Annotated in this window: 27 protein-coding genes; 26 read left to right on the top strand and 1 reads right to left on the bottom strand. The window is 48.1% G+C overall.

Annotation, left to right across the window (positions count from 1 at the left end; translation table 11 throughout):
- Window position 1 precedes the first annotated feature (1 nt).
- The 21 genes from uvrA (at window position 2) to trxB (ending at window position 19,659) form a co-directional block, all read left to right on the top strand.
- Entirely contained in the window at window positions 2–2,875 is a 2,874-nt protein-coding gene (gene uvrA / locus KH172YL63_RS19080; RefSeq protein WP_173107579.1) for an excinuclease ABC subunit UvrA, read from the top strand.
- A gap of 213 nt (window positions 2,876–3,088) precedes the next feature.
- Entirely contained in the window at window positions 3,089–3,400 is a 312-nt protein-coding gene (locus tag KH172YL63_RS19075; protein WP_173107578.1) for a magnetosome magnetite crystal formation protein family, read from the top strand.
- Window positions 3,401–3,422: 22 nt separating this feature from the next.
- Window positions 3,423–4,547, top strand: coding sequence for a DUF4097 family beta strand repeat-containing protein (locus tag KH172YL63_RS19070; RefSeq protein ID WP_173107577.1), 1,125 nt, complete (start codon window positions 3,423–3,425; stop codon window positions 4,545–4,547).
- Between the two features lie 21 nt (window positions 4,548–4,568).
- Entirely contained in the window at window positions 4,569–4,772 is a 204-nt protein-coding gene (locus KH172YL63_RS19065; RefSeq protein WP_173107576.1) for a PspC domain-containing protein, read from the top strand.
- Window positions 4,772–5,128 (top strand): phage holin family protein, encoded by a 357-nt coding sequence (locus KH172YL63_RS19060; RefSeq protein ID WP_173107575.1) that lies wholly within the window; start codon window positions 4,772–4,774, stop codon window positions 5,126–5,128. The genes KH172YL63_RS19065 and KH172YL63_RS19060 overlap by 1 nt, the downstream gene beginning before the upstream one ends.
- Before the next feature lie 97 nt (window positions 5,129–5,225).
- Window positions 5,226–5,867 carry an alpha/beta fold hydrolase gene (locus tag KH172YL63_RS19055; RefSeq protein WP_173107574.1) on the top strand — a complete coding sequence of 214 codons (642 nt, stop codon included), beginning with the start codon at window positions 5,226–5,228 and terminating at the stop codon, window positions 5,865–5,867.
- Window positions 5,868–6,013: 146 nt separating this feature from the next.
- On the top strand, window positions 6,014–6,949 hold the full coding sequence (gene hprK / locus KH172YL63_RS19050) for an HPr(Ser) kinase/phosphatase (RefSeq protein ID WP_173107573.1): 936 nt from the start codon (window positions 6,014–6,016) through the stop codon (window positions 6,947–6,949).
- A 37-nt stretch (window positions 6,950–6,986) separates the two neighbouring features.
- The gene (lgt, locus tag KH172YL63_RS19045) at window positions 6,987–7,823 is read left to right on the top strand and encodes a prolipoprotein diacylglyceryl transferase (protein ID WP_173107572.1); all 837 of its coding nucleotides are present in this window, start codon (window positions 6,987–6,989) and stop codon (window positions 7,821–7,823) included.
- 17 nt (window positions 7,824–7,840) lie between these two features.
- Window positions 7,841–8,803, top strand: coding sequence for a nucleoside recognition domain-containing protein (locus tag KH172YL63_RS19040; RefSeq protein WP_173107571.1), 963 nt, complete (start codon window positions 7,841–7,843; stop codon window positions 8,801–8,803).
- Window positions 8,775–9,425 carry a pyrophosphatase PpaX gene (gene ppaX, locus KH172YL63_RS19035; RefSeq protein ID WP_173107570.1) on the top strand — a complete coding sequence of 217 codons (651 nt, stop codon included), beginning with the start codon at window positions 8,775–8,777 and terminating at the stop codon, window positions 9,423–9,425. The genes KH172YL63_RS19040 and ppaX overlap by 29 nt, the downstream gene beginning before the upstream one ends.
- A complete protein-coding gene (locus tag KH172YL63_RS19030) occupies window positions 9,422–9,973 on the top strand; it encodes an acyltransferase (protein WP_173107569.1) in 552 nt (183 codons plus the stop codon). The genes ppaX and KH172YL63_RS19030 overlap by 4 nt, the downstream gene beginning before the upstream one ends.
- Window positions 9,974–10,332: 359 nt before the next feature.
- Complete coding sequence (locus tag KH172YL63_RS19025; protein ID WP_173107568.1) at window positions 10,333–11,520, top strand: ATP phosphoribosyltransferase regulatory subunit; 1,188 nt, start codon at window positions 10,333–10,335, stop codon at window positions 11,518–11,520.
- The gene (gene hisG, locus KH172YL63_RS19020) at window positions 11,517–12,140 is read left to right on the top strand and encodes an ATP phosphoribosyltransferase (protein WP_173107567.1); all 624 of its coding nucleotides are present in this window, start codon (window positions 11,517–11,519) and stop codon (window positions 12,138–12,140) included. Before KH172YL63_RS19025 ends, hisG begins: the two co-directional genes overlap by 4 nt.
- A 130-nt stretch (window positions 12,141–12,270) precedes the next feature.
- Window positions 12,271–13,545 carry a histidinol dehydrogenase gene (gene hisD / locus KH172YL63_RS19015; RefSeq protein WP_173107566.1) on the top strand — a complete coding sequence of 425 codons (1,275 nt, stop codon included), beginning with the start codon at window positions 12,271–12,273 and terminating at the stop codon, window positions 13,543–13,545.
- Between the two features lie 58 nt (window positions 13,546–13,603).
- Window positions 13,604–14,188, top strand: coding sequence for an imidazoleglycerol-phosphate dehydratase HisB (gene hisB / locus KH172YL63_RS19010; protein WP_173108294.1), 585 nt, complete (start codon window positions 13,604–13,606; stop codon window positions 14,186–14,188).
- A 3-nt stretch (window positions 14,189–14,191) separates the two neighbouring features.
- Window positions 14,192–14,833, top strand: a complete 642-nt coding sequence (gene hisH, locus KH172YL63_RS19005) for an imidazole glycerol phosphate synthase subunit HisH (RefSeq protein ID WP_173107565.1) — start codon at window positions 14,192–14,194, stop codon at window positions 14,831–14,833.
- Window positions 14,830–15,564 carry a 1-(5-phosphoribosyl)-5-[(5-phosphoribosylamino)methylideneamino]imidazole-4-carboxamide isomerase gene (gene hisA, locus KH172YL63_RS19000; protein ID WP_173107564.1) on the top strand — a complete coding sequence of 245 codons (735 nt, stop codon included), beginning with the start codon at window positions 14,830–14,832 and terminating at the stop codon, window positions 15,562–15,564. The genes hisH and hisA overlap by 4 nt, the downstream gene beginning before the upstream one ends.
- On the top strand, window positions 15,558–16,316 hold the full coding sequence (gene hisF, locus KH172YL63_RS18995; RefSeq protein WP_173107563.1) for an imidazole glycerol phosphate synthase subunit HisF: 759 nt from the start codon (window positions 15,558–15,560) through the stop codon (window positions 16,314–16,316). Before hisA ends, hisF begins: the two co-directional genes overlap by 7 nt.
- On the top strand, window positions 16,313–16,939 hold the full coding sequence (gene hisIE / locus KH172YL63_RS18990; RefSeq protein ID WP_173107562.1) for a bifunctional phosphoribosyl-AMP cyclohydrolase/phosphoribosyl-ATP diphosphatase HisIE: 627 nt from the start codon (window positions 16,313–16,315) through the stop codon (window positions 16,937–16,939). Before hisF ends, hisIE begins: the two co-directional genes overlap by 4 nt.
- A gap of 125 nt (window positions 16,940–17,064) precedes the next feature.
- Window positions 17,065–18,570, top strand: a complete 1,506-nt coding sequence (locus KH172YL63_RS18985; protein ID WP_173107561.1) for a tetratricopeptide repeat protein — start codon at window positions 17,065–17,067, stop codon at window positions 18,568–18,570.
- A gap of 141 nt (window positions 18,571–18,711) precedes the next feature.
- Window positions 18,712–19,659, top strand: a complete 948-nt coding sequence (trxB, locus tag KH172YL63_RS18980) for a thioredoxin-disulfide reductase (RefSeq protein ID WP_173107560.1) — start codon at window positions 18,712–18,714, stop codon at window positions 19,657–19,659.
- A 257-nt stretch (window positions 19,660–19,916) separates the two neighbouring features.
- Here trxB and KH172YL63_RS18975 read toward each other — a convergent pair whose 3' ends face one another.
- Window positions 19,917–20,084, bottom strand: coding sequence for a Fur-regulated basic protein FbpA (locus KH172YL63_RS18975; protein ID WP_173107559.1), 168 nt, complete (start codon window positions 20,082–20,084; stop codon window positions 19,917–19,919).
- A 182-nt stretch (window positions 20,085–20,266) separates the two neighbouring features.
- Here KH172YL63_RS18975 and KH172YL63_RS18970 point away from each other — a divergent pair, with 182 nt between their 5' ends.
- From KH172YL63_RS18970 to KH172YL63_RS18950, 5 genes are all read left to right on the top strand, one after another.
- Window positions 20,267–20,581 carry a MerR family transcriptional regulator gene (locus KH172YL63_RS18970; protein WP_173107558.1) on the top strand — a complete coding sequence of 105 codons (315 nt, stop codon included), beginning with the start codon at window positions 20,267–20,269 and terminating at the stop codon, window positions 20,579–20,581.
- 112 nt (window positions 20,582–20,693) lie between these two features.
- Window positions 20,694–21,410 carry a GDSL-type esterase/lipase family protein gene (locus tag KH172YL63_RS18965; RefSeq protein WP_173107557.1) on the top strand — a complete coding sequence of 239 codons (717 nt, stop codon included), beginning with the start codon at window positions 20,694–20,696 and terminating at the stop codon, window positions 21,408–21,410.
- Between the two features lie 432 nt (window positions 21,411–21,842).
- Entirely contained in the window at window positions 21,843–22,301 is a 459-nt protein-coding gene (locus tag KH172YL63_RS18960) for an 8-oxo-dGTP diphosphatase (protein WP_173107556.1), read from the top strand.
- A 41-nt stretch (window positions 22,302–22,342) separates the two neighbouring features.
- Window positions 22,343–23,236, top strand: a complete 894-nt coding sequence (gene rapZ / locus KH172YL63_RS18955) for an RNase adapter RapZ (RefSeq protein ID WP_173107555.1) — start codon at window positions 22,343–22,345, stop codon at window positions 23,234–23,236.
- Window positions 23,233–24,195: a gluconeogenesis factor YvcK family protein gene (locus KH172YL63_RS18950; protein ID WP_173107554.1), complete on the top strand. Its 963-nt coding sequence runs from the start codon at window positions 23,233–23,235 to the stop codon at window positions 24,193–24,195. The genes rapZ and KH172YL63_RS18950 overlap by 4 nt, the downstream gene beginning before the upstream one ends.
- Window positions 24,196–24,245: the final 50 nt, after the last annotated feature.

The following is a 24,245-nucleotide window of genomic DNA, read 5'->3' as shown; positions in this document are numbered from 1 at the left end:
TATGGCGCTAGACAAAATCATCGTACAAGGAGCGAGGGCTCATAATTTAAAGAATATAGATATTGAAATCCCCCGTGATCAACTCGTTGTTTTAACCGGGCTTTCAGGCTCGGGGAAATCTTCCCTGGCCTTTGATACCATTTATGCAGAAGGGCAAAGGAGATATGTAGAGTCGCTTTCTGCCTACGCACGTCAATTTCTTGGGCAGATGGACAAACCTGATGTGGATGCAATCGAAGGATTGTCCCCGGCGATCTCCATCGACCAGAAAACGACGAGCCGAAATCCCCGCTCGACAGTGGGGACGGTGACCGAAATTTATGATTATCTCAGACTGTTATTCGCGAGGGTCGGGAAGCCGATCTGCCCGAATCACGGCATCGAAATCTCTTCCCAAACGATTGAACAGATGGTCGACCGGATCCTTGAATATCCGGAAAGGACCAAGCTTCAAGTGCTTGCACCGGTCGTATCCGGACGTAAAGGGACCCATGTGAAAACATTGGAAGACATCAAGAAGCAGGGGTTTGTCCGTGTCCGGATCAACGGGGAAGTCCAGGATCTCGGGGAAGACATCTCCCTTGAGAAAAATAAGAAACACTCCATCGAAGTGATCATCGACCGAATTGTCGTAAAAGATGGGGTCGCAGCCCGTCTGTCCGATTCGCTTGAAACGGCCCTGCGGCTTGCGGACGGCCAGGTCATCATCGATGTCATCGGTGAAGAGGAGTTATTGTTCAGTGAACATCACGCATGTCCGTACTGTGGATTTTCGATCACTGAACTGGAACCGAGAATGTTCTCTTTCAACAGCCCATACGGAGCATGTGAAAGTTGTGACGGTCTGGGTACGAAGCTCGAGGTCGATAAGGAGCTCATCATCCCGGATTGGGACCGCACCCTTGATGAACATGCGGTTGCTCCGTGGGAGCCGACCAGTTCCCAGTACTATCCGTCTTTATTGAAGGCGGTCTGTGACCATTATGAAATTCCGATGGATATCCCGGTGAAGGACATCCCGAAAACACAAATGGACAAAATCCTTTACGGATCAGGCAAGGATGAGATTTATTTCCGCTACGAAAATGATTTCGGACAGGTCCGTGAAAACTATCTCCGTTTCGAAGGTGTCATCCCGAATGTCGAGCGCCGCTACAGAGAAACGAGCTCAGACTACATCCGGGAACAGATGGAAAAGTATATGGCTCAGCAGCACTGTCCGACCTGTAAAGGCCACCGTTTGAAGCAGGAGAGTCTTGCAGTAAAAGTGGATTCCCTTCATATCGGGGAAGTAACGGCATTTTCCATCGAGGAAGCAGAGCAGTTCTTCCACAAGCTCGAACTGTCTGAAAAAGATATGAAAATCGCCAATCTCATCTTAAGGGAGATCCGTGAACGACTTGGCTTCCTTGTGAATGTAGGGTTGGAATACCTGACATTGAGCCGGGCGGCAGGGACGCTGTCAGGGGGAGAGGCGCAGCGGATCCGCTTGGCCACACAAATCGGTTCCCGCCTGACCGGCGTCCTGTATATCCTTGATGAACCGTCGATCGGCTTGCATCAGCGGGATAATGACCGCCTGATCGATACGTTGAAAAATATGCGGGAAATCGGGAATACGCTGATCGTCGTGGAACATGATGAAGATACGATGATGGCAGCCGATTACCTTATTGATATTGGTCCGGGGGCCGGAGTCCACGGAGGAGAGGTCGTCTCAGCGGGAACTCCCCAGGAAGTGATGGACGATCCGAATTCATTGACAGGTCAATATTTATCCGGAAAGAAATTCATCCCCCTGCCTCAGGAAAGAAGGAAGCCTGATGGACGCTATCTTGAAATCGTCGGTGCGAAGGAGAACAATCTGAACAACGTCAAAGTGAAGCTGCCATTAGGCGTCTTTACGGCGGTCACAGGTGTTTCCGGCTCAGGAAAAAGCACGCTGATCAATGAAATCCTTCACAAATCACTCGCCCAGAAGCTTCATCATGCAAAAGCCAAACCAGGTGAGCATAAAGAAGTGAAGGGAATCGAAAACCTTGATAAAGTCATCGACATCGATCAGTCACCGATCGGACGTACTCCGAGGTCGAACCCTGCCACATATACAGGGGTCTTCGATGACATTCGTGATGTGTTTGCCACAACGAATGAAGCGAAAGTCCGGGGATACAAAAAGGGCCGCTTCAGCTTTAACGTAAAAGGCGGACGCTGTGAAGCATGCCGCGGGGACGGGATCATCAAGATCGAGATGCACTTCCTGCCTGATGTTTACGTTCCTTGTGAAGTATGTCACGGAAAACGTTACAACCGTGAAACGCTTGAAGTGAAATATAAAGATAAGAACATTTCCGATGTCCTTGAAATGACTGTGGAGGATGCGGTGAAGTTCTTTGAAAATATCCCGAAGATCAAGCGCAAGCTGCAGACGATCTATGATGTCGGATTGGGCTATATCACTTTGGGGCAGCCTGCCACTACGTTATCAGGTGGAGAAGCACAGCGTGTGAAGCTGGCGTCCGAACTGCATCGCCGTTCGACAGGCCGATCTCTTTATATCCTTGACGAACCTACGACAGGTCTTCACGTGGATGACATTGCCCGCCTGCTCGTCGTCCTTCAGCGATTGGTTGATAACGGGGATACGGTCCTTGTCATCGAGCATAATCTTGATGTCATCAAAGCGGCCGACTACCTTGTGGACCTTGGTCCTGAAGGCGGAGACAAAGGCGGCATGATCGTCGCAAGCGGTACACCTGAAAAAGTGGCCGAAGCAAAAGGCTCTTATACAGGCAAGTATCTGAAACCAGTACTCGAGCGAGACCGTGAACGCATGAAGCAGAAGATACGTGAAAAAGAAGAAGTGACCAATTGATGGGGAGGGAGGTGCATGAGCATCTCCCTTTATTAATAGGGCGAGGTCCCCCATCTCCCTCTATCCATTATGAAAACACCTCTCCGTACCTACTGAATATCAGCCCCGGGATGGAGGGAGAAACCGGCACCATATGTGAAAATAAGATCATAAGAAATGCATTGAAACCTTTTCCGCCACGTATCGTAAATAGTAGTAGAGGAGATGATGTAGGTGGAAACCAACAAAGTATTATCAGCTCTTTGCTATTTTAGTATCTTCTTTGCCGGCTTCCTTTTCCCCCTGATCGTCTATTTTGTATCCGACGATCCTGGCGTGAAAAAGGATGCGAAAGCGGCATTTCTATCCCACTTGATACCGGTCATTGCGGTGCCGTTCATCTTCACCGGACTGGTGATGGATTTAGGCTTTTTCGCCGGCGGAGGATTGCCGGTATTCACCATTTTGATCATCGGATTAGTGATATTGGTCAGTGTGGCTGTAGTCATTTGGAATGTGTATAAGGGCATCAAAGTACTTTTATAACCAATAGAGGGGATGAAGAAGTATGAATGAAGAACGTAAACGCATTTTGGATATGTTGGAAAATGGAACGATTTCGGCACAGGAAGCTCTGGCATTGTTGGAGGCACTTGAGAAGAAACCTGATTCATCAAAGGAAAAAGAAAAGGATTTCTTAGATGAATTTGTGTCGATCTTCCAGGATGGCAAAAAGAGCGGAAGAGACCATTCAGCGGACTCAAAGCCAAAGGATAAGCTTATTGATTTCATGAACACGGCGTTCACCAAAATCAAGAATTTCGATTTTGATTTCCAGTGGAATCAATCGGTCGAGCTGTCACATGTCTATCAGCAACCGAACACGGAATTTGTGAAAATCGATGTGGATGTGGCTAACGGCAAGGTTGAACTCATTCCTTGGGACGGTGAGGAAGTCCGTGTGGAGTGTGAGGCGAAGGTGTATCGTACCGAGGACCTTGAAGAAGCAAGAAAGCAGTTCCTGGAGAATACTTCATTCACAGTCGATGGGGAAACGCTGTATTATGCAACCCAACTGAAATGGATGAAGGTAGATTCGAAGCTGTTTATACCGAAGCATCAATATAAGCGGATTTCTGTCCGTTTGTTCAACGGCGGATTGAAAGCGGAGCATCTGGATGTAGAGGATTTACGTGCGAAGGCCGCGAACGGGAAGATCATGATCGATCACTTGACGGCGAAGAAAGCGGAAGTGGAGACGTCGAACGGGGCGATTTCCATCCTGAATGCCAAAGCTGATCATGTGGAAGCGGAATCTATTAACGGTAAAGTGCACGTTGAAGGGGACATCTCTTATTCTGATGTGCAATCGTTGAACGGAAACGTCGTATGCTCCCTGACCGGTGAGAAGGCAGACACCCTTCATGCGAAAACAGTGACGGGCAACATCGATCTGTTCGTACCGGAGAAAGTCAATATATCCGGTGAAGCAAAATCAAACTTCGGCGGTTTTAAGCTCGAGCTTGAGGGTATTGATGTATTGGAAGAAAAAAATGAAGTGGTACAAAAATCGATCCGTTTCAGCCGTAAAACAGACGCAACGGATAAGCTGCATCTATTCGCGGAAACAAAAGCAGGATCTGTCCTCATAAAAAAGTATGAACAGAAGAATGTTAATAAGGACAACGCATAAGATGAGAAAGAAGGAATAACCATGAAAAAACAATTGGCACGATCAAGGTCCGACAGAAAACTGGCTGGGGTGATTGGAGGACTGTCCCGATATGTGGGGATGGATGCGACAATCCTCAGGGTGATTTTCATCATCCTGCTCATTCCGACGGGATTTTTCCCTCTGGTCGTCGTATACGGTTTACTCGCCTTCGTGCTGCCACATGAGGAGGAAACCATCAGATAATGAGATGGATTATTGGAATTTTAATTAATGCAGTCATCTTCATTGCATTAGCTGGATTTTTCGAGGGGTTCGCGGTATCAGGGATCGGTGCGGCCATCGGGGCGAGTTTCATCCTCGCCATCCTGAATGTGCTGGTCAAACCGATACTGATCATCCTGACCCTGCCGGTGACGATCTTATCCCTCGGCTTGTTCCTGTTTGTGATCAATGCAATCACGCTCCTTTTGACCGACGGATTGATGGGGAGCAGCTTCGAGTTATCAGGATTCGGCATGGCATTTTTGGCTTCAATCATCCTGTCACTGGCGAACCTCGTCATCCAAAAAGCGGTGCTTGACCCGATGAGAGATAAGTGACGGAAAACCTGACTTTGGTATAGTCAGGTTTTTTTGTGGTGAAAAAAGGAGTTTCCTCTCTGTAGATAGAAATACTTGGAAACAGGAGGAGAAGCAGATGAAAAAGACCGCTGGTGTGATGAAAGGTTTCCGTGGTTTGGATGTACCGTACGCATTGTTATCCATGAAAGAAAAGGCTGAAGGGATCGCCATCCTGCTGCCGGGATCCGGCTATTCGGTCCAGGCGCCATTGCTGCATTATGCGACGGGCATTTATTTAAATAGAGGGTTTGATGTGTTGCAGGTCAATTACCACTATGGGAATAAGGGCTATGAGGATCTGACCGTGGAAGAATTGGATGAAGTGCTGAAGGCAGACGTTCAAAAGGTGATCAATCATGTATTAGATGACAAGAGCTATCCCCAGGTTTATTTGATCGCCAAGTCGTTCGGGACGATCGCGCTGTGCGCAGACTTTGTGCGGGATGAGTTGAAGGATGCGAGGCTCGTCTGGCTGACTCCTTTAATAAAAGAGGATTTTCTGTTCCAGGCGATGAGAGATAGTCACAATGAAGGGCTTTGCATCTTTGGAAGCGAGGACCGTCACTATGATGAAGGACGTTTAGATGAGTTGAAACGCAATCCCCGCCTGCAGCTTCATGTGATGGAAGGGACCAATCACAGTCTCGAGCATGACTTCAACGTCATAGACAGCATATCGACCCACCGGGAGATCATGAAAATCATCGAAGCATTTTAAGGAGCGCAGATCTGCGCTTTTTTTCATTTATCCCCTTTTTTCTTCGAAGTAAGCTTCCTTGCGCTTTTTTCTATAATTGCTAAAATAGGTTAGAGTAAGAAACATAATAAATATGAAGCGAGTGTAACATGAAGGAGGAGCTATTTTTGGCAAAAGTTCGCACGAAAGACATCGTCGAAAAGTTCAATCTTGAGCTGGTCGGCGGAGAAGAAGGTTTACATAGGCCGATAACAACGAGTGACATTTCCCGGCCGGGACTTGAGATGGCCGGTTATTTCAACTATTATCCGGCAGAGCGGATTCAATTATTGGGGAAAACCGAGCTGTCATTCCTTGAATTATTGGATGAAGCTGAACGCAAGCGCAGAATGGAAGCGCTTTGTACCGATATCACACCCGGCATCATCATCTCCAGGGATCTTGAGATTCCGCCGCAGCTTGTAGAGGCGGCGAACCGCTTTGATGTACCTGTCATGCGCTCCTCTATGAAAACGACACGCTTTTCTTCGAGACTGACGAATTATCTTGAAAGCAAGCTTGCACCGACAACGGCGATCCACGGTGTACTTGTTGATATATATGGGGTTGGGGTGCTGATCACCGGTAAAAGCGGCGTTGGTAAAAGTGAGACGGCCCTTGAGCTTGTGAAAAGAGGACACCGCCTTGTTGCCGATGACTGCGTGGAAATCCGGCAGGAAGATACGGATACGCTGATCGGGAGCTCTCCTGAATTGATCGAACATCTCCTTGAAATCCGGGGGCTCGGCATCATCAACGTGATGACTTTATTCGGGGCGGGAGCAGTCCGGAGCTATAAACGGATCACCCTCTGTATCAATCTTGAGCTGTGGGATAAAACGAAACAGTATGACCGCCTCGGACTTGAGGAAGAGAAAATGCGGATCATTGATACCGATATTACGAAGCTGACCGTGCCTGTCCGTCCTGGACGAAACTTGGCGGTCATCATTGAAGTCGCTGCCATGAACTTCCGCCTGAAGCGGATGGGCGTGAATGCAGCGGAGCAGTTTACGAACCGTTTATCCGATGTGATCGAAGACGGTGAAAACGAAGATATTTAAGTTTTACATATCCTATACGTGAAAAAGGAGAGACAACATGAACGAGAATATTACGCCGATCAATCCGGTTGCGATTACACTCGGACCGATTCCGGTACACTGGTACGGTGTCATTATCGGACTTGGCATCGCACTCGGACTCTATTTGGTCATTCGTGAAAGCAAACGGTTAGGTCTTCATCCTGACACATTCATTGATTTACTCGTGTGGGCAATCCCGATCGCCATCATCTCGGCCAGGGCCTATTATGTCATCTTTGAATGGGACAATTATTATGCGGATCATCCAGGGGATATCATCCAAGTGTGGGAGGGAGGGATTGCCATCCACGGTGCATTGATCGGGTCGGTGTTGACGACGATCGTGTTTGCCAAGATTAAGGGGCTGTCGTTCTGGAAGCTGACTGATATTGCTGCACCAAGCATTATTTTAGGGCAGGCAATCGGCCGCTGGGGCAATTTCATCAATCAGGAAGCCCATGGCGGCGAAGTGTCCCGTTCTTTTCTTGAAAGTCTGATGCTCCCTGATTTCATCATCAATCAAATGTATATCAGTGGTGCGTATTATCACCCTACATTCCTGTATGAATCACTTTGGAGCTTTGCCGGCCTGATTCTCCTCCTTGTGTTGAGAAGGAAAGCTAACTGGCTTCGCCGTGGGGAATTATTCCTTATATATGTCATCTGGTACTCTATCGGACGATTTTTCGTGGAAGGTCTCAGAACAGACAGTCTGATGCTCGGATCACTTCGGTTTGCACAGGTCATTTCCATTGTCCTCATCATTGCTGCCATCGGGATGTTCATCTATAGAAGGAAAGCAGGTCTTGCGAACAAGGCATACGATGAGAAGACAGAGAGCGTAAACGCCTGATAAAGGGGAGTGGGAGTATGTGGTCATCTTTTAAGAATGGCGGCATCGTAGGTTTGCGGACGACCTGGTCACTGGGCAAGGTCATCTTTCCGATCACGCTGATCGTTTATTTACTGCAATACACGCCGGTCCTCCCGTGGATCATGGAGAGGATTTCACCCTTTATGAAGCTTCTCGGTCTGTCCGGTGATGCGGCGATTCCCCTTGTTCTTGGGAATTTTCTCAATCTGTATGCGGGGATCGGAGGCATTTTGTCACTTGATCTGACCGTGAAGGAAGTGTTCATCATTGCGGTGATGCTTTCCTTTTCCCACAATCTGTTCATCGAATCAACGGTTGCTTCCAAGGTGGGAGTGAAGATCTGGCTGATTGTAGCCGTAAGGATCGGACTCGCCCTGGTCGCTGCGGTTGTCATCAACCTGGTCTGGAGCGGCGGATCGGAAACGGCCGTTTATGGCATGATGCCCCCTCAGCAGGCAGAGCCCGGCGGGTGGGGAGAAATCATCATGCTTGGACTTGAAAAGGCAGGTTACGGGGTGCTGCAGCTTGCGCTGATCGTCATCCCGCTTATGATGATCATTCAGGTGATGAAGGATTTGAAATGGATGGACGCGTTCTCACGCTGGATGGCTCCTGCGACGAGGGCACTTGGTATGAACGAAAATACTTCAGCAACGATGGTGGCAGGTCTTGTCATCGGACTTGCATACGGAGCGGGCGTGATGATCCAGGCCGTTAAAGAAGACGGCGTGAGCAAGAAGGATGTCACGATCGCCTTCATCTTTTTGGTCGCATGCCATGCGGTCGTCGAGGATACATTAATCTTTATACCACTCGGCATCCCTGTCCTTCCATTACTTGTGATCAGACTGGTCACAGCCATCCTGCTGACGCTAGCGGTGGCGTACGGTTGGAACAAGGTCGAAGCCAAGAGAAAAAAGGAGCTGCATTATGAGCAGGATTACAACAATATTATTTGATCTGGATGGAACATTGATCAACACGAACGATCTCATCATTTCATCCTTTATGCATACGTTGAATCATTACTATCCGGGGCAATACGAGGAAAAGGATGTGCATCCTTTTATGGGTCCTCCTTTAGAAGAGTCGTTCGGTGGATTGAATCCAGAACGGATGGAAGAAATGTGTGCCCATTACCGTGCGTACAATCATGAGCATCATGATGCCCTCGTCACCGAATTCGAAGGGGTATATGAAACAGTCCAGACCCTTTACCAGAGCGGATACAAATTGGCGATCGTGTCGACAAAGGTTCGTGACGTTGTATTGAAAGGGCTGGACTTGATGAATTTACGCCAGTTCTTTGACGTCATCATCACCCTCGATGAAGTGGAAAACGCCAAGCCCCATCCAGAACCGATCGAGAAGGCATTAATGGCATTGGGCGCTTCTGCAGATGAAGCGATCATGATCGGCGACAACCATCATGATATTTTAGCCGGCAAAAATGCAGGCGTCCTGTCTGCAGGTGTCGCATGGAGTGCAAAGGGAAGAGAGCACCTCGCCCACTACGAACCGGACTTTATGCTCGACAATATGAGAGATTTACTGAAGATCGTCGGAGCGCCCGGTTCATGAGGAGAACGGACCGTTACCGTGTAGAAGGTGCGAACTCCCTTTGGCATGTGTATAATACCGTTCCTTTCACAAAGGTGGTCAAAAATTTCATCGTCATCCAGCTCGCCCGCTACACACCCTTTTTGGGAATGAAGAATTGGCTGTATAAAACATTCCTCCGCATGGACATCGGCGAACAGACATCGTTCGCCCTGATGGTCATGCTCGATGTGATGTTCCCTGAAAAAATATCCGTTGGACGGAATACGGTGATCGGCTACAACACGACGATCCTCGCTCACGAATACCTGATCAGGGAATACAGGCTGGGTGATGTAGAAATCGGATCGGAAGTCATGATTGGCGCAAACACTACGATATTGCCCGGCGTGAAAATCGGCGACGGCGCCATCGTATCGGCCGGGACCCTCGTACATAAGGATGTTCCTGAAGGGGCCTTCGTAGGGGGAAACCCGATGAGAATCATCTACACGAAACAAGAAATGGCCGACAGATGGCGGGAAGATCCGATATATGGATTGAAAACTGAAGACGAAGGGAAAAGGTAAAGATGGATACTGTCTTTGCCTTTTTGTTTTGTCTTTTTTGGGGGAGTGGTGGTTGTATGTAAAAAAAAACGGTAATAAAACAGAGGGGGTATACAAATTTATCGAAAGAAATCCCCATGGTGACTTACGCTCCAGGTTTCCGCCCCACGCCCCGCGGAAAGCGGGCACCTGGAGCGTAAATCAGCATTTAAAAAACCCGCCCAAACGGTTGACGGATAATAAAAGAAACGCTACACTACAAATAACTTTATTTTATTAGCACATTAGTGAACTAAAGGATTTCTGAATAATCCACGATTACTAGCATTCCCTGAAACGGGGAAAATAATTGGATAGAACCTACACCAAAGGTGGTTGTTATGACTAACTTATTTATGTTTGAGAAACCATTGGGAATGAGAGACACATTTCCTGACTTATATGAAATCAAAGATCAGACGAAGAAAAAGATGGAGCAGGCGATGAAGCTGTGGGGCTATAGATTTATCGAAACCCCGAGCCTGGAATATTATGAAACCGTCGGGGAAGCTTCGGCCATTCTTGATCAGCAGCTGTTCAAGCTCCTTGACCAGCAGGGCCATACGCTTGTATTAAGGCCGGATATGACGGCGCCGATTGCCCGGATCGCCGCATCGAAGTTATTGAAGGATGAAGCGCCGCTCAGGCTTGCTTACTCGAACTCCGTGTTCCGTGCACAGCAGCGTGAAGGCGGTCGTCCGGCTGAATTCGAACAGGTGGGCATCGAGTGCATTGGTGACGACTCTGTCAGTGCCGATGCTGAAGTGATTGCCCTCATGGTCTCTGTCCTGAAAGAGGCAGGTTTACAAAATTTCAAGATTTCCATCGGACATATCGGATTCGTTCAGGAACTGTTCACGCAAATTGTCGGAACGGAAGAACGTGCCGATACGTTGAGAAGATACTTATATGAGAAAAATTATGTCGGCTTCCGCCAGCATGTCAATGAACTGGCGCTGTCGTCCATTGATAAACAGCGACTGTTCAGGTTCCTCCAATTGCGTGGATCAGAGCAGGTCCTTGAAGAAGCCCACTCCCTGCTGGAAGGGGATCAGGGTCTGCAGGCGTTGGGTCAGCTGAATGAGTTGTGGAACATCCTGAACGATTATGATGTGGCACAATATGTGAAGTTCGATTTGAGCCTGGTGAGCCACATGAGTTATTACTCAGGTATCCTTTTTGAAGTGTACGGGGAGAACGTCGGCTTTGCGATCGGTAATGGAGGACGCTATAACAAGCTCCTTGAGAAATTCGGGAAGAATTCCGGTGCAACAGGATTTGGCTTGCGCCTTGATTACGTTCTTGAAGCGATGCAGGTCGAGTTATCCTCAAGTCTTCAACAATGTGTGCTGTTCAGTGATGAGCGGAGAAAAGAAGCGATCGGGCTTGCCCATGAGCTGAGAAGTGAAGGCGTCGAGGTTGTGCTTCAGAACTGGAAGGGCGTAGGAGACGTGGACGAGTTCACAAAAGGCTTCAGCAATGTGCATTTCGTCGTAGGACAGGATCGAAAGGGTGGTGAAACGTCATGAGCGCATTAACAATTGCCATGCCGAAAGGAAGGATCTTCGAAGAAGCGGTTGAACTGCTGAGAAAGGCAGACTATGATCTGCCGCCGGAGTTTGATGACTCACGGAAGCTCATCATCGAGGTCCCCCAGGAGAATCTGCGTTTCATCCTCGCAAAGCCGATGGATGTTCCGACGTATGTGGAGCACGGCGTCGCTGACCTCGGGATTGCCGGGAAGGATGTCATGCTTGAAGAAGAGCGTGACGTATATGAGCTCCTCGACTTGAAAATCAGCGGATGCTACTTGGCTGTGGCAGGACTGCCGGATACGAAAATGAATGATGTGGCCCCGAAAATCGCGACCAAATATCCGAATGTCGCGTCATCTTACTTCAGGGAACAGGGGGAGCAGGTTGAAATCATCAAGCTGAATGGTTCCATCGAACTTGCCCCGCTGATCGGACTCGCCGACCGCATCGTCGACATCGTCTCTACGGGAAGAACGCTGAAGGAAAACGGACTGGTAGAATACGAAACGATCGTAGACATCACCTCCCGCCTCATCGTCAACCCGGTCAGCTACCGCATGAAAGACGACAAAATCGAAGACCTCGTCGCCCGCCTGACACGCATCATCGGGTGATGGCATTGTGAGGGACGGACCTCCCTAGAGAGGTCCGGTAATCGCGTTACAGCAAGCTTAAATAGAGTGAAAGGGTCGGATGAAGCGTGAAAATGGAGGTCCGTCCCTCCACTGAAGGTTGGTGAATGGAATGAAGTTGATTAAGGATATAAGCGGGGCGTCGATTAAGCGCTCGGTTGATGGTGGTACGGAAGAGCAGCGGAAAGCGGTCCAGGAGATCATTGCTTCTGTTCAGGAGAAAGGTGACGAAGCGGTCCGCGAATATACGGAGAAGTTTGATGGTGTACAGTTAGACAGCATCAGAGTGTCCCAGGCTGAAATCGATGAAGCCTTTGCTTCTTTGGATCAGGAAATGATTTCGATCATTGAAGAAGCAGGTGAGAACATCAGGGAGTTCCACGAAAAGCAGAAGAGGAATTCTTGGTTTACAACGAATGAAGACGGAACGATGATCGGTCAGCGACTGACACCGCTCGATTCTGTCGGGGTCTATGTCCCAGGCGGAACGGCCGCCTACCCTTCATCCGTCTTGATGAATGTACTGCCTGCCAAAGTGGCCGGAGTGAAACAGATCACGATGGTTTCTCCTCCAGGTAAGGACGGGAAGCTGTCGGCAGGCGTGCTCGTTGCCGCCAAACTTGCAGGAGTGGAGAACATTTTCAAAGTGGGCGGTGCCCAGGCAGTTGCGGCACTTGCTTACGGAACCGAAACGATCAGTCCGGTCGATAAGATCACCGGACCCGGCAACATCTTTGTCGCTCTAGCCAAACGTGAAGTGTTCGGGGATGTGGACATTGATATGATCGCAGGGCCGAGTGAAATTGTCATTCTTGCAGATGAGCATCAGCGGGCAGATGAAATTGCCGCCGATCTTCTTTCCCAGGCTGAGCACGATGTATTTGCTTCTGCAGTACTCGTGACCAATTCTGAGCGTCTCGCTGAAGAAGTATCTGAACAGGTCGAAAGGCAGCTTTCTTCCCTTCCGAGAGAAGAGATTGCCCGTCAGTCCATTTCGGATTACGGTGCGATTTATGTAACGAAGGATATGGAAGAAGCGATCGATGTTGTGAATCAGCTTGCAGCGGAGCACCTCGAGATCCTGACGGAAAAACCCCTTGAAACGATGGCGAAGGTCCGTCACGCAGGTGCGATCTTCCTCGGCCGATTCAGCTCAGAGCCTGTCGGCGATTATTTTGCAGGACCGAATCATGTCCTGCCGACAAACGGTACGGCACGGTTCTCGAGTCCGTTGAACGTGGACGAGTTCATGAAGAAGACCAGTGTGATATCCTACAGTGAAACAGCACTGGAGAAAAACTATCAAAAAATCGCGAAGCTTGCCCGTCTGGAAGGGCTGGAAGCCCATGCCCGTGCGGTAGAGATCCGATTCGATAAAGAGAAGTAAGAAAGAGGGACGGACCTCCATCTGGAGGTCCGTCCCTCCAAAAAAGGAGGACATCATGGTGAGAAGTGCAGAGGTTGTGCGCAAGACGAATGAGACGGATATCCGTTTGAATTTTGGAATTGATGGAGAGGGGAACTCGAAGATTGAGACGGGTGTCCCGTTTATGAGTCATATGCTGGATTTGTTCACGAAACACGGACAGTTTGATTGTACGATCGAGGCGGACGGGGATGTCGAGGTCGATGACCACCATACAACGGAGGATATCGGAATCTGCCTCGGTCAGGCATTGTTGAAGTCACTGGGGGATAAAAAAGGCATCAAGCGTTACGGATCAGCGATGGTTCCGATGGATGAAGCACTTGCCCAGGTCGTGGTTGACCTCAGCAATCGTCCGCACCTTGAGTTCCGTGCAGAGCTTCCGAGTCAGAAGGTCGGGACATTCGATACTGAAAATGTCCATGAGTTCCTTTGGAAGTTCGCCCTGGAAGCCCGAATGAATTTACACGTCATCGTCCACTATGGTCACAACACCCACCACATCATCGAAGCGATCTTCAAGGCGCTGGGACGCGCCCTTGATGAAGCAACGACGATCGATCCCCGTGTCAAAGGGATCCCGTCGACGAAAGGGATGTTATAATTCATGATCGGCATCGTAGATTATGGAATGGGGAATCTGTTCAGCGTCAGCAAAGCACTTGAACGGCTGAACGTCCCTTATTTTATCAGTGATGTACAAGAAGAGCTGTTGAACGCAGACGGTCTTATTCTGCCGGGTGTCGGCGCATTCAAGGATGCCATGAGCCTGCTTGAAGCGACCCACCTGAAAGATACCATCCTTACATTTGCAGACAGCGGCAAACCCCTGTTGGGTATCTGTCTAGGGATGCAGCTTCTGTTTGACGAAAGTAAGGAAAACGGTGAGACGAAAGGATTGGGGCTTCTCCCTGGTGAAGTGATCCACATCCCTAAGGAAGACAGCAATGGTTTGGCATACAAGGTTCCTCATATGGGCTGGAACCTGATTCGCTATCAGAAGCAATCGCCGCTGCTTGACGGTCTGACAGAAGGGTATGTGTACTTCGTTCATTCTTATTATGTGCACGAAGGTTCAAAAGACGTGATTGCCGCCAGTGCAGATTATGCAGGTGTTGAGATTCCTGCCGTCGTTAGCCGTGAAAATATATATGGCATGCAGTTTCACCCGGAAAAAAGCGGTGAACTTGGCATGCAGCTGCTTGAGAATTTTACAAAACGGGTGAAGGAATCGGAGGTGGTTTCATGAGTTTTACAATCTATCCAGCCATCGATATGCGCGGTGGTAAATGCGTACGTCTGGTGCAGGGGGATTATAATCAAGAAACGGTATACGGGGATTCCCCGTTTGATATGGCGAAGAAATTCGTTGACGAGGGGGCCGAATGGATCCACATGGTCGACCTTGACGGGGCGAAGGAAGGCTCACGGATCAATGATGAATTCGTCATCGCCGTGGCAGAAAAGCTCGATGCGAAAGTCCAGATCGGGGGAGGTATCCGGTCCAGGGAAGATATCGAGCACTACCTTAACCGTGGTATCGACCGGGTAATCATCGGAAGCATTGCCGTGTCAGATACAGCGCTCGTCAAGGAATGGCTTGCCGAGTTTGGCGACCGGATCGCCATCGGCCTTGATGCGAAGGACGGATATGTGGCAACCCACGGCTGGCTAGAAACGTCAGCGCTGAAAGCAGTCGACCTTGGGAAAGAGCTTGCAGAAGCTGGTGCGGAAACATTCATCTTTACCGACATTGCGACAGACGGCATGCTGAGCGGACCGAATGTTGAGGCGGTCGTTGAGATGGCTGAACAAACAGGGAAAAGCGTGATCGCTTCCGGAGGCATCAGTTCACTTGAAGACTTGAGAACGCTCAAGCAATATGAAAACAAAGGGGTGACCGGCGCAATTTGCGGGAAATCACTTTATACAGGCAAGTTCACGGTGAGTGAGGCAGTAAATGAGGTGAAATCATGTTAACGAAACGGATTGTCCCTTGTTTGGATGTAAAGGACGGCCGTGTGGTGAAGGGGATCCAGTTCTTGGAACTACGCGATGCCGGTGATCCGGTCGAGCTTGCGAAGGTGTATGACGAGCAGGGTGCCGATGAACTGGTTTTCCTTGATATTTCCGCTTCACATGAAGGCCGGAAAACGATGGTCGAAGTCGTCAGGCATGTAGCGGCAGAGCTTGCGATCCCGTTCACGGTAGGCGGGGGCATCAACGCGGTGGAAGATATGAAAGCAATACTCCGTGCAGGAGCAGATAAGGTTTCCCTGAATACGGCAGCCGTCCTGCGCCCGGAACTGGTACGTGAAGGGGCGGAATATTTCGGTTCCCAGTGCATCGTCGTCGCGATTGATGCGAAGTACGATGAAGGAAGCGAATCCTGGAAGGTATACACCCACGGTGGCAGAAAGCTGAAAGATTTGGATGCCGTCAAATGGGCACAGGAAGTAGAGGCGCTCGGTGCAGGTGAAATCCTGCTCACGAGCATGGACAGCGACGGGGAGAAGAAAGGTTTCAATCTTGCTCTTACGAAAGCTGTAAGTGAAGCAGTCTCGATCCCGGTGATCGCTTCAGGCGGTGCCGGCAATGCAGAGCACTTTAAAGAGGTGTTTACGGAAGGCAAGGCTGATGCGGCCCTGGCAGCTTCCATTTTCCACTATAAAGAAACAAGCGTAGAAGAAGTGAAGAGCTATTTACGAGAGCAGGAGGTGCACGTACGATGACAAACGATTGGATGGCTTCAGTTACATACGATGAAAAAGGCCTGGTGCCTGCCATCGTCCAAGACGCAGCCACGAAAGAAGTATTGACACTCGCTTATATGAACGAAGAATCATTGAAGAAAACGGTGGAGTCAGGGGAAACCTGGTTCTACTCCCGTTCCCGTCAAGCGCTCTGGCATAAAGGGGAAACAAGCGGAAATACCCAAACGGTGAAAAGCATCACGTGGGATTGCGATAAAGACGCTCTCCTTGTGATGGTGGATAAAAAGGGTCCGGCATGTCATACCGGGGAAGAAAGCTGTTTCCACGAAGGCGTATACGGCACAGTGGGATCATCGTCAGCAAACATCTTACTGACGCTTGAAAAACTGATTGAAGAACGTGAACTCGAAATGCCCGAGGGAGCTTACACTACCTATCTCTTTGAAAAAGGGGTGGACAAAATCCTGAAAAAAGTCGGCGAAGAAGCCACAGAAGTGGTCATCGCGGCGAAAAACAGGGACAGTGAAGAACTGAAATGGGAAATCGCAGACCTTCTCTACCACGTACTGGTTCTTATGAGGGAACAAAAACTTCCACTCGACGACGTCCTCGATGTCCTCGTGGAACGACATAATAAATAACACCTTGAGGGACGGACCTTTGCTGAAGGCAGCAAAGGTCCGTCCCTCAAAATATGGTAGTTTAGTGCAGGGGTATTGTATGATATACTACTGTAGTTATACTATGAACGTTTCGGAGGACTTTGATGAGAAAAGGGTCAAATTTAGGTAGTGAGCAAGCGAAGGTATTGTCTTTTGTCCCGACTGGTGAGTATTACTACAACAAAGGGATGAAAGCCTATCAACGTCGGGAGCTTAAGAAATCTTTAAAATATTTAAATCGTGCATTTCAATTAGAACCGGTGGAACCGATGATTGCCTGTCAATTGTCGATCGTATATACAGAGCTTGGGGAATACAAGCGCTCAAACGATCTCCTGCATAATATATTGGATGAACTGGATCCCCATATGTCCGAGTGTCATTACTTTTTAGCCAATAACTATGCCCATTTGGGATTGTTTAAAGAGGCCTACGAGCAGGTTTCTGCTTATTTGGATAAAGAAGAGTATGGTGAATTCGTCGAGGATGCAGAAGATTTGCTGGAACTTCTGGAACTTGATTCCGATCTGATCCTGGACGATTTATATGAGCATGATGACCTCATCGTCCAGCAGGAAAAAGCAAGGGATCTTCTTGAATCAGGGCATTTCCAGAAAGCCGTGGAAGCATTACAGCAGGTGATTAAGGATTATCCTGAATTTTGGTCTGCGTACAATAATCTTGCCCTTGCATACTTCTATTTAGGAGAAGTGAAGAAAGCGTCCGCTACGCTTGAAGAGGTGCTGGGGAAGAATCCGGGTAATCTTCATGCCCTGTGCAATACGGCTGTCTTTTATTTCTATCAGGACCAGAAAGATGAGCTCGCCCAGCTCGTGCAGGGTCTCGAGAAGGTGCGTCCGCTGCTTCATGAGCACCGCTACAAGCTCGGCGCCACGTTTGCGCTGATCGGACATTCTGAGAAGGCTTATGAATGGCTGAAGTTTCTGCAGAAGGTCGGTTTTGAAGGGGATGGAAGCTTCTATTACTGGCTGTCTTATTCCGCACATGACACAGGGCATGCCGACACGGCCCGCAGTGCGTGGAAGAAAGTATTGGAAATCAATCCGGAAAAAGAAGGGCTTGAGCCTTGGAACGATAAGAAGAAGGCGGAAGGATTCGAGAATCACGTTACGTCGATTCTGAAAAAGCTGCAAAGTGACTATACTGAAGAAAAGCTATTCGGTTTGTTCCTGACGTCTGTTTCCAATCAGCAAAGGGCGATTCTTACACATGCAGATTTCTGTGATGTCGGGGACCTTTCGGTTGTGGAGAAACTGTATCTGGCAGAGGTGCTGAATCAAAACGGCGATACTCAGGAAAATAATGAAATCCACAATATGCATCAGGTCGCGCTTCATCTCTACAGCAAACATAAGCCTGTCTCCAGTGTGGAATCGGGATTATTCCTTACATGGTTCACGATTGCGTACCGGGGGATGAAAGAACGGGAAGCTTTCAAGAATACAAAAGCATTCGCAGCGGCAACCGAATATGTTTGGAAACGTCTGCGGAATGAAAAGGTGACGAAGAAACAGCTTTGTGACCGCTTCGAAGTTTCACAGAGCACGTTGACCAAATACGTGGACATCGTGGAGAGTTACCTCCCTTGAGCATATTTTTGGACGATATGACCTTGTTTTTTATAGGATAAGTGTAGGAAGTTAATACTATGAATGGAAGCTCAACAGCCAGATCCAGCGTATTTAAATAAAGCATATGCGACAGTATTGTTTCGGAAGGAGAATGTCGAGATGTCTGAAGAAAAGATTTATGATGTAATCATAGTAGGTGCAGGCCCTGCAGGTATGACCGCTGCCGTTTATACTTCACGTGCGAGCCTTTCAACCCTCATGCTTGAAAGAGGGGTGCCGGGTGGACAGATGGCGAATACGGAGGAAGTGGAAAACTATCCTGGCTTCGACCATATCCTTGGACCTGACCTTTCCAATAAAATGTTTGATCACGCGAAGAAATTCGGTGCAGAGTACGCATACGGGGACATTAAAGAGATCGTCGACGGAGAAGAATTCAAGACCGTCAAGACCGGTTCAAAAGAATTCAAGGCACGTGCCGTGATCATCACGACCGGTGCAGAATACAAGAAAATCGGCGTCCCTGGTGAAAAAGAACTTGGCGGCCGCGGCGTTTCTTATTGTGCCGTATGTGACGGTGCGTTCTTCAAAGGAAAAGACCTTGTTGTCATCGGCGGGGGAGACTCTGCAGTGGAAGAAGGGGTTTACCTGACAAGATTCGCAAACAAAGTCACAATCGTCCACCGACGCGACGAGCTTCGTGCACAAAAGATTCTGCAACAGCGTGCGTTTGATAACGAGAAAGTCGATTTCATCTGGAACCACACGGTGAAGGAAATCAATGAAAAAGACGGAAAAGTGGGCGGTGTGACGCTTGTGTCCACTGAAAACGGTGAAGAAAGAGACTTCCAGACGGATGGTGTCTTCGTTTACATCGGGATGCTTCCATTGACGAAGCCGTTTGCCAACCTTGACATCCTGAATGCTGAAGGTTACATCGAAACGAACGAACAGATGGAAACAAAGGTTCCTGGAATCTTTGCAGCCGGTGACGTCCGTGAAAAGCAGCTCCGTCAAATCGTGACGGCAACGGGTGACGGAAGCATCGCCGCCCAAACTGCCCAGCACTATATCGAAGAGCTGAAAGAGAAAGTTAAAAACGGTTAATTTTTTATTAAAGCAGGTCTAAACCTGCTAAATACATGAATGATATGTAAGCAGCAAAAAATCCGAACGAGATAGATTTCGTTCGGATTTTTCTTTTTGGTTCTTTTCGCATTGATTGTTGTTATTAACAGGGGTTAATGTGAGCATCTGGAGTGGAAATCAACCGCATCTCGCTTGTCTAATAGCCACAATGTTTACAAATACAGTCCTCTTTTTATACAACACCTATTCGGACCCTATCACCTTACAACCTCCCATTACCTCCTCATCCACGACTCCCCCTCATATTTGTGAAACACCTCCACCAGCTCCGACAGCGTCAGCTTCTTCAATCCTTCATCACCTGATTTGTACACACCAGCTTCTACCAACCGACGGATAAATTGCTGCCTTTTCTTCTCAACGGCTTCGCGTAGTAAGGGCATGAATGTTCACTCCTTATGGGTTCTTGTTTGTATTGTAGGATCTTTGATGAACAAAGTCCTCCACCTTGTTAAGTTTTCTTCCAATTTCGAATTATTTGTCAGGTTTTCTGACATACTAGTCCAAAGATCGATGAGGTACATGTATAATCAAGGTATTCACAGACTGGGAGGATGAGGAGAGCGTGGATAATGAACCTTCCTATAAGGATAAAAAAGTAATCTCCATCGGTGTCGTGAGTGAATTGACCGGACTGACCGAAAGGAAGATCCGCTACTATGAAGAGAAGAATTTAATCTTTCCGAAGCGGTCGAACCGGGGCTACCGTAAATATTCCTTTTCCGATGTGGAGCGCCTGATGGATATTGCCGATCAGCGTGAAGAAGGAGTGACTACGAAAGAAATCAAACATGAGCTATCAAGAAAAGAAAGAAAAGAAGCGAAGCAGAAAATGATACGGGGCCAGCTCAATGCCAGGTTTGGCATCCAGAAAAAATAAAAGGAACAGTCTGAAGGTGTTTCCAAATTTAAACAGGGTTACAACCTCCGTAACAGGGAATAACGACTATTAGTAAAGTCATCCCAGTTTATTTCGGAAGGTTGGATCAACGATGAAAGCATTGAAAATCATAGGAATCACAGCACTATTTGCCCTTATCCCCGTCCTTTACTTCGGTTTCTTTACCGATGAAAGTGAGTCGGCATCCAAGAAGAGGGTCATCGCACTTGGTGACTCACTCACCTATGGATACGGTGATAAAAAGGATGAAGGTTATATCGGACGCCTGGAAAAGAGGGTGAATGAGAAGCATACAGAGATAAGCTATCATTTCCAAAATCTTGGGGTGCCGGGACAGCAGTCGGACGAAATGTTGTCCCAGATTGTAAAGCCGGATGTCGCAGAGGATTTAGGTGAAGCGGACGTATTTATCATTAATATCGGGACAAATGATCTGATCAAGAACAATGGAGGGGACCTGTTTCCGCTGCATCATGATGAGATCATGGAAGCGAAGGAAGATTACCTGGATCATTTGGAGAAAATCCTGAATATTACCGGAACAGCAAGTGAAGATGCAGACATCCTTGTGCTGGGGTTATACAATCCTTATCCGGATAAAGACAGTGACAAAATAGAGGCATATGTGGACGATTGGAACAAATCAATCATGAAAGAAGTGAAAAAGCATGAAAATGTGAAATATGTCTCCACCAATCCGTTATTCAAAGGGAAGTCGAAAGAGGAATACTTCCATGATTCCCTGCACCCGAACGGGAAAGGGTATGACTTGATGGCAGATCAGATCCTTAAGGAATATGATTTCTGATTGTAGACTGACAGTTTTTCACATCATTCGCCTCCATTCGTCAATTTCATTACGAAACATTAACCATTCCGTAATACCGTTTTAAATCTGTTGTAACACTAGTGAAACAATTTTCGGGTAATATAGAAAATAAGAAATTGACCCCCTTTTAAGTAATAAATCCCGTAGACGACACAGGACTCGCCTGTGTCTATTTTTTTGCCCTTTTCCCCCTGTATCATTGATTACCCACGGTCTGTACCACTCATCACACCCAAAGATCCTGTCAAAACCTGTCCACTCATATTTCGATGGAAATCGACAACCTTCCATGCAGCAAGCCGAGACATTGTGGCTTGTCTACAATCATAGTATAATAAAAGGAATGATAATGACTGAAAGTGGGACTGATATCTACATCGATCCCGAATCATCAAGATTGAGGTGAAGGTAGTGCAGCGTGTCACAAATTGTTTATATCTAGATGGGGACAAGGTGCTCCTTCTCCAGAAGCCAAGAAGGAATTGGTGGGTCGCCCCCGGCGGCAAGATGGAGTCAGGTGAATCGATCAGGGACGCTGTCATTCGCGAGTACCGTGAGGAGACAGGCATTTACTTGAAGAACCCTGATTTAAAAGGTGTCTTTACGTTCATCATCAAGGATGGCAATCAAATCGTATCGGAGTGGATGATGTTCTCTTTCTTTGCAACGGAAGCAGATGGCGTCAACCTCCAGGAATCGGATGAAGGAAAGATCAAATGGCACCCAATTGAGGACATAAAGGACCTGCCGATGGCTGAGGGGGATTATCATATTCTTGACTACCTGTTGCACGGAAAGAATACGATATACGGAACATTTACCTATACTCCTGATTTTAAATTATTATCTTATCGATTAGATCCAAGTTAACCAACTATAAATAGAACATAACGATAAAGTGGGGGAAGAGTATGAGTACAGGTTCTACGAATGACGTTCAATTGGTAATCATAACGGGGATGTCTGGAGCGGGAAAAACGGTCGCCATCCAGAGCTTTGAGGATTTAGGGTTTTTCTGTGTGGACAACCTGCCGCCCACTCTCCTGCCTAAATTTTTGGAACTGATGAAAGAGTCCGGTAATAAGATGAATAAGGTCGCCCTCGTCATGGACCTGAGGGGAAGGGAATTCTTCGATCACCTTTTCAAAGCATTGGATGAACTGGCGGAAACCTCATGGGTGTCACCGCAGATCCTTTATTTGGATGCAGATGATTCCTCCCTTGTGAGACGTTACAAGGAAACACGGCGGTCCCACCCGCTCGCACCATCCGGGCTGCCACTTGAAGGGATCCGTCAGGAAAGGGAACTCCTTGAAGAACTGAAAGGCCGTGCACAGCTGATCTACACGACATCAACCATGAAGCCCCGTGAACTCAGGGAAAAGATCTTAACGGAATTCTCGGTGAATAAAAAGACGATTTTTACCGTGAACGTCATGTCTTTCGGTTTCAAGCACGGAATCCCCATCGATGCAGACCTTGTATTCGATGTCAGGTTCCTGCCGAACCCGCACTATATCGAACATATGCGGCCGAAGACGGGACTTGATGAAGAAGTGTCTACGTACGTGCTGAAATGGAATGAAACGAATAAATTCATAGAGAAAGTGACCGATTTACTGTCGTTCATGCTTCCTCAATACAAACGGGAAGGCAAGAGCCAGCTCGTTGTTGCAATTGGATGTACAGGCGGACAGCATCGTTCGGTTGCCCTGGCCGAGTATTTGGCCCATCATTTTGAAAAAGATTATCAAACCAAAGTTTCTCATCGAGACATCGAGAAGAGAAAGGGTCGTACAACATGACAACTACACCCAAGGTCGTCGTGATCGGAGGAGGAACGGGCTTGCCTGTCCTTCTCCGGGGATTGAAGCGACACCCGATTGATATTTCGGCCATTGTCACCGTCGCAGATGATGGTGGCAGTTCAGGCCGGCTGCGTGACAGCCTCGATATTCCGCCCCCGGGGGACATACGGAACGTCCTGGCTGCCCTGTCAGAAGTAGAGCCATTGGTTGAACAAATGTTCCAGCACCGTTTTGAAACGACGAATGAGTTATCGGGACATGCGCTGGGAAACCTGATCATCGCGGCGCTCGCCTCCATTACCGGTGACTTTGTCCATGCCATCCAGGAGATGAGCAGGGTACTGAATGTGAAAGGAAAGGTGCTTCCATCTGCGAATCAAAGTGTCATCCTGAAAGCTGAGATGGATGATGGGACGATCGTGACGGGAGAGTCGGCCATTCCAAAAGCAGGCAAAAAAATCAAACGTGTCTTCCTCAAGCCTGACAGCATCAAGCCGCTGAGCGAAACGCTGCGTGCCATCAAAGAAGCCGATTTGATTGTGATGGGGCCGGGAAGCCTTTATACTAGTATATTGCCGAATCTTCTCGTTCCGGGTATCGGTGAAGCGGTATGCAGGGCGGATGCGAAGAAGATGTATATATGCAATATCATGACGCAGGCAGGGGAAACCCTGGACTATTCAGCAAGCGATCATGTCAGAGCATTGTACGATCACCTGGAAACACCGAGCATCGATTATATTCTGGTGAATAAAAAACAGGTGCCAAAAGAAGTCCAGACCCGGTACGATGAAGAACAAGCGAGTCCCGTTCACTTTGATGTGGATAAATTGAAGTCCATGGGTCTCGAGGTCATAGCAGAAGAAATCCTTTCCTATGACAACAACCTTGTTCGTCACAATACAGAGAAAGTCGCAGATATCATATATTCATATTTGAAAGAAGCAGCCAAATAAGCACAAAAAATGATTGTGTATAAGGTTGTGCAAGCGTTTGCTAGGAGGTG

The organism is Bacillus sp. KH172YL63 (genome assembly GCF_011398925.1).
Lineage (GTDB): Bacteria > Bacillota > Bacilli > Bacillales > Bacillaceae_B > Rossellomorea.
Note: the sequence above shows the minus strand (reverse complement) of the source record. Positions and strands in the feature narration are given on the sequence as shown.

What these genes read in the sequence shown, in the direction of transcription:
- KH172YL63_RS19040 (WP_173107571.1), top strand. Translation starts at nt 7,841, where the DNA reads ATGTGGTCATCTTTTAAGAATGGCGGCATCGTAGGTTTGCGGACGACC.
- hisA (WP_173107564.1), top strand. Translation starts at nt 14,830, where the DNA reads ATGAGTTTTACAATCTATCCAGCCATCGATATGCGCGGTGGTAAATGC.
- KH172YL63_RS19065 (WP_173107576.1), top strand. Translation starts at nt 4,569, where the DNA reads ATGAAAAAACAATTGGCACGATCAAGGTCCGACAGAAAACTGGCTGGG.
- KH172YL63_RS19025 (WP_173107568.1), top strand. Translation starts at nt 10,333, where the DNA reads ATGACTAACTTATTTATGTTTGAGAAACCATTGGGAATGAGAGACACA.
- hisIE (WP_173107562.1), top strand. Translation starts at nt 16,313, where the DNA reads ATGACAAACGATTGGATGGCTTCAGTTACATACGATGAAAAAGGCCTG.
- KH172YL63_RS18965 (WP_173107557.1), top strand. Translation starts at nt 20,694, where the DNA reads ATGAAAGCATTGAAAATCATAGGAATCACAGCACTATTTGCCCTTATC.
- KH172YL63_RS19060 (WP_173107575.1), top strand. Translation starts at nt 4,772, where the DNA reads ATGAGATGGATTATTGGAATTTTAATTAATGCAGTCATCTTCATTGCA.
- rapZ (WP_173107555.1), top strand. Translation starts at nt 22,343, where the DNA reads ATGAGTACAGGTTCTACGAATGACGTTCAATTGGTAATCATAACGGGG.
- trxB (WP_173107560.1), top strand. Translation starts at nt 18,712, where the DNA reads ATGTCTGAAGAAAAGATTTATGATGTAATCATAGTAGGTGCAGGCCCT.
- ppaX (WP_173107570.1), top strand. Translation starts at nt 8,775, where the DNA reads ATGAGCAGGATTACAACAATATTATTTGATCTGGATGGAACATTGATC.
- lgt (WP_173107572.1), top strand. Translation starts at nt 6,987, where the DNA reads ATGAACGAGAATATTACGCCGATCAATCCGGTTGCGATTACACTCGGA.
- KH172YL63_RS19070 (WP_173107577.1), top strand. Translation starts at nt 3,423, where the DNA reads ATGAATGAAGAACGTAAACGCATTTTGGATATGTTGGAAAATGGAACG.
- hisF (WP_173107563.1), top strand. Translation starts at nt 15,558, where the DNA reads ATGTTAACGAAACGGATTGTCCCTTGTTTGGATGTAAAGGACGGCCGT.
- hisG (WP_173107567.1), top strand. Translation starts at nt 11,517, where the DNA reads ATGAGCGCATTAACAATTGCCATGCCGAAAGGAAGGATCTTCGAAGAA.
- KH172YL63_RS19055 (WP_173107574.1), top strand. Translation starts at nt 5,226, where the DNA reads ATGAAAAAGACCGCTGGTGTGATGAAAGGTTTCCGTGGTTTGGATGTA.
- KH172YL63_RS18985 (WP_173107561.1), top strand. Translation starts at nt 17,065, where the DNA reads ATGAGAAAAGGGTCAAATTTAGGTAGTGAGCAAGCGAAGGTATTGTCT.
- uvrA (WP_173107579.1), top strand. Translation starts at nt 2, where the DNA reads ATGGCGCTAGACAAAATCATCGTACAAGGAGCGAGGGCTCATAATTTA.
- KH172YL63_RS18950 (WP_173107554.1), top strand. Translation starts at nt 23,233, where the DNA reads ATGACAACTACACCCAAGGTCGTCGTGATCGGAGGAGGAACGGGCTTG.
- hisD (WP_173107566.1), top strand. Translation starts at nt 12,271, where the DNA reads ATGAAGTTGATTAAGGATATAAGCGGGGCGTCGATTAAGCGCTCGGTT.
- KH172YL63_RS19030 (WP_173107569.1), top strand. Translation starts at nt 9,422, where the DNA reads ATGAGGAGAACGGACCGTTACCGTGTAGAAGGTGCGAACTCCCTTTGG.
- hisH (WP_173107565.1), top strand. Translation starts at nt 14,192, where the DNA reads ATGATCGGCATCGTAGATTATGGAATGGGGAATCTGTTCAGCGTCAGC.
- KH172YL63_RS18975 (WP_173107559.1), bottom strand. Translation starts at nt 20,084, where the DNA reads ATGCCCTTACTACGCGAAGCCGTTGAGAAGAAAAGGCAGCAATTTATC.